The sequence below is a fragment of the Paenibacillus mendelii genome, from assembly GCF_024498075.1.
Lineage (GTDB): Bacteria > Bacillota > Bacilli > Paenibacillales > Paenibacillaceae > Paenibacillus_Z > Paenibacillus_Z mendelii.
In genome coordinates, this window is record NZ_JANHOF010000001.1 from 1,575,220 (window position 1) to 1,583,036 (window position 7,817).

At 48.1% G+C, this 7,817-nt stretch carries 6 protein-coding genes and 1 rRNA gene; 5 read left to right on the forward strand and 2 right to left on the reverse strand.

Translation table 11 applies throughout. From position 1 onward, the window contains the following. The first annotated feature begins 28 nt into the window (after positions 1-28). The 5 genes from NNL21_RS07150 (at position 29) to NNL21_RS07170 (ending at position 6,745) form a co-directional block, all read left to right on the forward strand. Positions 29-1,840, forward strand: coding sequence for a sensor histidine kinase (locus NNL21_RS07150; RefSeq protein WP_204816696.1), 1,812 nt, complete (start codon positions 29-31; stop codon positions 1,838-1,840). Next, positions 1,837-3,414, forward strand: coding sequence for a response regulator transcription factor (locus NNL21_RS07155; protein ID WP_204816697.1), 1,578 nt, complete (start codon positions 1,837-1,839; stop codon positions 3,412-3,414). Before NNL21_RS07150 ends, NNL21_RS07155 begins: the two co-directional genes overlap by 4 nt. 124 nt (positions 3,415-3,538) lie before the next feature. Continuing rightward, positions 3,539-4,882 carry an ABC transporter substrate-binding protein gene (locus NNL21_RS07160; RefSeq protein WP_256555076.1) on the forward strand — a complete coding sequence of 448 codons (1,344 nt, stop codon included), beginning with the start codon at positions 3,539-3,541 and terminating at the stop codon, positions 4,880-4,882. Between the two features lie 125 nt (positions 4,883-5,007). After that, the gene (locus NNL21_RS07165) at positions 5,008-5,889 is read left to right on the forward strand and encodes a carbohydrate ABC transporter permease (protein WP_204816698.1); all 882 of its coding nucleotides are present in this window, start codon (positions 5,008-5,010) and stop codon (positions 5,887-5,889) included. A gap of 25 nt (positions 5,890-5,914) precedes the next feature. Further along, complete coding sequence (locus NNL21_RS07170) at positions 5,915-6,745, forward strand: carbohydrate ABC transporter permease (RefSeq protein ID WP_204816699.1); 831 nt, start codon at positions 5,915-5,917, stop codon at positions 6,743-6,745. Positions 6,746-6,945: 200 nt separating this feature from the next. On the opposite strand, the gene NNL21_RS07175 is transcribed toward NNL21_RS07170, so the two are convergent. Both NNL21_RS07175 and rrf read right to left on the reverse strand, forming a co-directional pair. Then, a complete protein-coding gene (locus NNL21_RS07175; RefSeq protein ID WP_204816700.1) occupies positions 6,946-7,149 on the reverse strand; it encodes a hypothetical protein in 204 nt (67 codons plus the stop codon). A 348-nt stretch (positions 7,150-7,497) separates the two neighbouring features. Then, positions 7,498-7,614 (reverse strand): 5S ribosomal RNA (gene rrf, locus NNL21_RS07180). Between the last annotated feature and the right edge of the window lie 203 nt (positions 7,615-7,817).

Sequence of the window (7,817 nt, forward strand, 5' to 3'; positions counted from 1 at the left end):
TCTCAACTCATCTGCGGAGGTAAAGCCTGTGTTGATCAGACTGTCTAAACGCTTCTACCACTGGGCTTATTCCCAGTCCATTCACAAACGGATCATCTTCTTCTTCACGGTTGCGCTCTCACTCATCATTATTGCTCTTGCCGTATCCAATTACCGTATTTCCTCCTCCATCCTCATCAAGAAAGCGATTCACAGCACATCGGAAAATTTAGTGCTGGTCACCGACAAGCTTGATCTTATTTTGGATAACGCCGAAAGCTACGCGAAGATCGTCATTCAAAACCGGATTATCCAGGAGACATTAATCGGAACTGCGGATCCTACCGTCGATCCGAATCTGTCCTTCTCCTATTATCAGCGCTATATTACCGTACAGAATGCGCTTAGCAGCATCGTTGACGGCAAGTCTTTCGTTCATGCCATCATCATGTACGACAACTATCATAATATTTATGACTCCGGCGGCTTACAAAGCATTCGCGATGTTAGCAGCTATTATTTCGAGCGCTTCAAAGGCTCCTCTTACGGATTGGCATGGGAAGGAACAGCCCCGAGCAATTATGAGAAGGATTCCAAAACGAACCATATCGTCTCCCTGTTCCAACGCTTCAATTCCATGGAGACCGCGGCTTCTCTGGGCATTCTTCAATTATCGATCGATGAGCGCTATATCCATGACCAATACGCCAACATTCAATTGGGGCACACGGGCGAAATCTATATCATCAATGATTCCGGACGAATCGTGTCCGGCGCAAAGAAGGACCAGCTCTACAGTTCCATAGAAGGCAAGCCGTTCTTCCCTGCCGTGTTGAAGCAGCAAGGAGGCCGAACGTTCTCGATGAACGGACAGGATTACCTTGTCATCTCCCGCGATTACAAGCGGATGAATTGGACCATTGTCGGCATTGTGCCCATTAATGAAATCACAGAGGATAACCGTTCCCTCACGAACCAATTGTTTACACTCGGGATTGGATTTATTGCGCTTGCCATCCTCCTTACTTTTCTGATTACCAAGTCGATTACCAAACCGCTTGGCCGCATCAAAGCAACGGTCAAACGGGTCAAGGAGGGAGATTTGAATGTATTCCTTGATCTGGAATCCCGGGATGAGATCGGTGAGCTTGCCGTGGAATTCAACCGGATGGTTAGCCGTACGAAAGCGCTTATGGAAAGCCATGTGGAGGAAGAAAAGAAGCGTAAGGAATATGAGCTCGCGGCCATTCAAGCTCAGATCAACCCGCATTTTTTATACAACACGCTCGAAAGCATCTGCGGCCTTGCCGAGCTCAAGCGAAACGACGATATAATCAGCCTCGTTAATCAATTGGCCCGTTTTTACCGCGGTGTTCTCAGTCAGGGCAGCTCGATCATCTCGATTGAAGCCGAAATATCGATTACACAGCATTATTTGGACATTCTAAAGGTACGATATGGCGATAAGCTGGACTATACGATTTTCATTGATCCCTCTGTGCAATCCTGTGCCACGGTGAAACTGCTGCTTCAGCCGCTTGTCGAGAACTCGATCTACCATGGCTTGAAGAATAAGCGAGGCAAGGGACTCATTGAAATCAAGGCATACCTGCAATCCGGCCGCCTCATCCTTGAAGTAACCGATAATGGGATCGGGATGGAGCCCGATACTATCCGCCGTCTGCTAGGTTTCAACGGGATCGAAACGGTGTCGCGCAGCTTTGGCGTCAAGAGCGCCAATGAACGGGTCAAACTATATTTCGGGCAGGAGTATGGGCTGCACATCGACAGTTCACCGGGAGAAGGAACGAAGGTAACCGTCATTCTGCCCATACAGGAATACAAGGGGGATCGAGCATGATTCGAGTCATTATCGTAGATGACGAATATTTGGTGAGAGAACGTCTCAAGCATGGCCTCGACTGGCGAGCGCTCGGTTGTCTCATCGCCGCAGAAGCGGATAACGGTGAAGATGCCCTAGAGCTGCTGGCGGAACAAGATATACAGCTCGCTATTGTGGACATTAATATGCCAATTCTAGACGGATTGGCCTTCGCCGGATTGGCGCGCAGCTCATATCCTTTTTTGAAAATCATCATATTAACCGGATACGGCACGTTTGAGTATGCCCAATCCGCTCTTAAAGCAGGCGCAAACGACTATATGCTGAAGCCTGTCGATACAGAGGAGCTCAGCGCAGCGGTCATAGCCTTGTCGAATGAAATCCGCTCGGAAGCCGATGCGCGGCAGCTCAATGACTCCATGCGGAAGCAGCTGCAAGAGAGCCGAGACATCCTTCGTGACAAATTTATGCACAAGCTGCTCTTAGAAGGCACTATTCGTCCTACTGCTGACCAAATGCTGCAATATTGCCCGAAGCTGACGGAGGCGCCATGCATTGTATTGTCTGTTAGTGCCGACCTGAGCAGCGATACGGTTGAGGATGATCCGGCAGATGCTTATCGAATCGTGAACGACTGCTTCGCTTCCGTACCCGGGACAGAAACATGGCTTAGCGATGAAGGTTTATTTATTATCGCCAATACCGAAGCGGCCGTCGCCGATGAGAGAATGTACAAGCTCCTTCAGGACTGCCGGATTGCCATGAACCGTATCCGAAGCTCGAATTCGATTACCGTTACCATCGGAACGGGAAGATTAAAAGAGGGATACGATGGCCTGCAGACTAGCGCCCGTGAAGCCTTGACTGCTTGCTCTTACAAAACACTCCTCGGCGGAAACCGTATCATCCGGTATGAAGAGCTTCCTTCGAATAAGTCGCTGCCGAACCTGACGAATGTCCGCGAAAGTATGCTCATCCAGCTGAGGCTGGGCAGCCTTGAAAGCGTGATGGCAAACATGCATGCCTTATTTGCAAATTTAAGAAACGAAGAAGCAACGCTTGAGCATCTTTATTTCCTGCTTAGCGAGCTGGTCATTGTTCTGAAGCTGTATGCCTCCGAGAACCAGTCGGCTGCGGACCCCGAGCTCGCCGACTCCTTCGTGCCGGATGTCCTTGTACGCCAGCTTCAAACATTGGATGAGATTGAGGCATGGGTTGGAGATAAATACAGCAAAGCGATCGGAACGAGCGAATACACGAAGCGTTCTACGCCGGCAAGGCTCGTGGAAAAAGCAAAACATTTTATCGATATCAGCTATGCGGACCCCACACTCGACCTCAATAGTATTGCAGCGAGCATCCATGTCAATCCAAGCTACTTGAGCCGAATATTTACGAAGGAAACCGGCAGCTCGGTCGTCACCTATTTAACGAAATGCCGCATGTTGAAGGCTAAGGAGCTCTTGGATAGCGGATTTCAGAATTTAACTTATTTGGCCGAGCAAATCGGTTTTACCGATACGCAATATTTCAGCAAATGCTTTAAAAAACAGTTCGGTTTGCCGCCATCTCGATTTATTGTCAAAGAGTAATAACGTAAAAATCGCACCGGTAGGGTAAAGATATTCCCTTCTTAAGCTTGTTTCCGGTTTATATAATGGCTGTATCAGAAGAAACTTTCTTCCGAGGATCTATCACATCATGGGAGGTTTTGAAATGGTTCGGAAAAAGAGAAACGCTCTACTCGTCTTGGCCATGATTATGCTGATCTCCGTATTCACGGCTGCATGCGGATCTAAAAATGATCCTGCTGATTCGTCGAATGCAGGCAGCGGGAACGGTGCCGGCGACGGGAACGAGAAAGTAAGCATCACGATCCTATCGCGCGCATCGGGTACAAGCCCGGCAGCGGTCGCGTTCCAGAACTTGCTTAAGAAGTTCATGGATGAAAATCCAAACATTACGGTTGTGGATGAGTCGCTCAATGATGAGAACGCATTCAACAATAAGCTGAAGACGAGTTTAGCTACCGGTAATGTACCGCATATCTGGACGAACTACGGCGGAGAAGCGTTCAAAGATTATGCGAAGAACATCGCCCTTGATTTACAGCCTTACTTGGACGAAGACACGAAGTGGTCTGGTGATTTCCTCCCGCTGCTTGATACGTGGCAGTACAAAGATCTGAAGGGTACGTATGGCGTTCCTTCGGAGTTCTACAGCATCGCGATCTACTATAACAAAGAGCTGTTTGAGAAAATAGGTATGGCTCCACCAACAACGGTTGAAGAAATGGCCGCCGTTTCGGCGAAGTTCAAAGAAATCGGTATTACGCCAATGGCCATCGCCGATAAAGAAAACTTCCGCGGCGGACACATGCTGACCAACCTGTCGTTGAAGAAATTCGGACAAGCCAAAACCGATGCACTCGTGTCCGGTGAAGCTAAGTGGAACGACGCCGACATGCTGTCCCTGTTTCAATTGATGAAGGACTGGCAGGATGCCGGCATCTTGGGAAAAAACATCGTGACAACGGATAACAATGCCGTTACAGCGAACTTCATCGCAGGCAAAAGCGCAATGCTTTACGAAGGTTCATGGGGCATTAGCCAACTGGCTGAATCCGCAATTGCGGACAAAGTCGGCGTGATCTCCTTCCCTGGCTTTGCAGACGCTCCAGACACCAAGGATATTTGGTTCGGCGGCGCTGGCGGCTACTCGGTATCCAAAGAAGCAAAAGGCGCTGAGCTGGATGCAGCCGTTAAGCTGGTTAAATTCCTTACGTCCGTTGAATCGTTCCAATACTACCTGGAATTCACTAAAGGCGGCGTATACCCTGTAAAAATGACGGTTGACCCAGCTGCGGTTGATCCAGTTACACAAGCATTCATGGCTGCTCAAAATACAGCTTCGGGCTTCAAAGGCGAGCTGTATGCGTATGATCCAATCGCACAGCTGCAGGATAAAGTACGTAATGAAATCCAAGGCATGTTCGCAGGCAACTCCCCGCAAAAAACGGCAGACGCGATTCAAAGCTTTATTGAATCCAATCGCAAATAAGTACTTGCAGTTCCATTAACGTCCGTCCCGCATCATCCCGCTCATTCGCGGACGGGAGATGCGGGACGGCGTTTTTATTCACACGCAGTGTTTATTAGAATCCAGAGAAGCAAGGAGGCCATCTTATGTTTGGACGCAGAGTCTATCCGACCGTCATTCTATTTCTGCTCCCCGTCTTTCTGCTGTACACCCTGATCTTCATCGTTCCGGTTTTTCAGACAGCGTACATGTCTTTCTTCAGCTGGAATGGCATCAAGAGCGTACCGCTTGAATACGTCGGTTGGAGCAACTATGTCGACATGTTTCAGAAGCCGGAATTTTATCGGTCATTAAAAAATGTCGGTGTCTTCATCCTCGCTTCCTTCGTGCTCATTTTGCCGATCGGCTTCACGCTTGCCTTGATCATCACAAGCAAAATGCGGGGGCGCCGCTTTTTCAAGGTTGCTTACTTCATGCCCGCCATCCTTCCCCTCACATCCGTAGGTCTGATGTGGCAGTTTCTTCTGAAGGGTGATGGCGGTTTTGTCAACAAGGTTCTAGAGATCATGGGTCTTGGCGTGCTCCAGCAAGATTGGCTCGGACAGCCCGCTATCGCGATTTATGTTGTCGTCGTAGTCAACGCATGGATCTATGTCGGCCTGAACATGATCATCTTTGCCAGCGGTATCGTGTCGATTTCCGATGAAATTTATGAAGCGGCTTCGCTAGACGGCGCTGTCGGTTGGAAAAAGATTCTCTACATTACAGTCCCTCTTATGAGAGAGACCTTCAAAATCTTCTCCGTGCTTGCCGTTACTCAGTCCCTCCGCGTCTTTGGCCAGATCTTCGTCATGACTGGCGGCGGCCCAAACGGAGCGACAGATGTTCCAACCACTATGCTTTACAATGAATCGTTCAAATACAACAATTTCGGCATGGGTAACAGCATCGGTACCTTTATTATTGTGACAGGCTTCATCCTAACGATCCTGCTCAATAAACTGATGAGCTCCAAAGAGAGCCGATAATTAAGGAAGGCAGGTGAATGCAGTCATGGTCAAATCTCCTTTTCGCATCGCAATCTACGCCTTCGCGGTATTATGCGCCGTCGTATTTCTATATCCGCTGTTGTTCTCGTTTCAGAACTCATTGAAGGATAATACCGAGATCTACGGTGATGCGGTGTTCTCGTTCCCCACGGACTGGTTATGGGCAAACTACAAGCAGGCCGTCGTTGATGGCAATATGCTCTGGGCCGTCTTCAACTCTTTCTTCTATGCGGCCGCCGGCACAGCGCTAGCCCTATTGCTCGCACTCATGGCCTCGTTCGTATTGTCACGCTTGAACTTTAAATTCAGAGAAATCATCTATCTATATTTCATTACCGGCTTGATGATCCCTGTGTTTTCATTGATGATTCCAATATCCAGATTGATTGGCACCGTGAACGGTTTCAATAACTATTTCGTACTCATTATCCTTTATGCCGTTATCGAGCTTCCTTTCGCCATATTCCTTATTACAGGGTTCATGCGCGGAATCAGTAAGGAAATTGATGAATCAGCTGTTATTGACGGCTGTAAGCCGCGTACGCTGCTGTTTCGGATCCTATTGCCATTAACGATGCCGGCCATCTCAACGGCTGGAATCTTAGCCTTCTTTAGCATCTACAACGACTTGATTTGGAATGTCCTTCTTATTACCGATAAGAATATGTATAACATCTCCATGGCTCTCTTCTCGTTCGTAGGCCAATATGGAGCGGTACAGATGGGCCCGACATTCGCGAGTATCATGATCACCATCATCCCCACCGTTATCGTCTACCTGCTCTTTCAGGAGAAGGTCGAGAACGGACTCAGTGCAGGCGCAGTTAAAGAATAAAGGCATGACATGGATAAGGGGGCTATATGCCCCCTTAAACCGTTCTAGGAGCTATGCTCCACTAATAAATCCGTTTTTGCTTTAGCCCTCGAGTGACCTATTAATCAACCACCAATACCTCGGTGGACAAGGATAATCAACCGCCTGCAGAATCAGCCTCTTGCTCCGTGCCTCATATACAATCATCATTAATAGACTGCTCATTGCTTCCATTTACTGCTTTTGCTCAGGAACCTCGTTAGATGCTTTGGAACGGCTTGTTTGGCATCTTTAAGACGAATCGATAAAGGTGGTACGGTTAGAGAAATCAGTTTTCCAACTGCTTCGCTGCGAATGGCCGATAGTTCCTTGTACTCCTCCAATGTTAAGACAGGTATATCCACGCTTGCTTGATCATCATTCATATCCCATACACCGCATTCGACGAGGGTTGGCATATTTCAAAAAACAAGAGATTATATCCCGTTGCATCCGTATTGATTTTTCACTTATGATTTACAACATCTGTGCTAAATTGCCATCTTGCATGACAAAGCTGCCTTACATCTATCACTGCATTTCAAAACGGTGTATCCGTATGCGTTCAAACGCAACTAGCTTCTTCTGCTTAGCCTCTCACATGCTTCAGAATACCCGTCCCCATACATGAACTTAACTAAAAATAAAAATGAAGCAGAAGCTATGCTCCTACCGCGTCCTATTCATAATTATAAATAAAAAAACCGACCCCATAAATGCGGTCGGTTCCTCGTGCTTGGCGACGTCCTACTCTTCCAGGACCCTGCGGTCCAAGTACCATCGGCGCTGAAGGGCTTAACGGTCGTGTTCGAGATGGGTACGCGTGGTTCCCCTTCGCCATTACCACCAAACGTTTCAGGTGTGGTTACACCTTCAAAACTGGATACGAGTTTGCGCAACTCTATAGCTGTGTTTCCCGAATGAGTATCGGGGTCCCCGCAAAGTATTCGGAATCAGCTTCGAAGCTGTTCGTCACTTTGTGGGGTATCTTTTAGGATAAGCCCTCGACCGATTAGTATTCGTCAGCTGCATGCATTGCTGCACTTCCACCTCG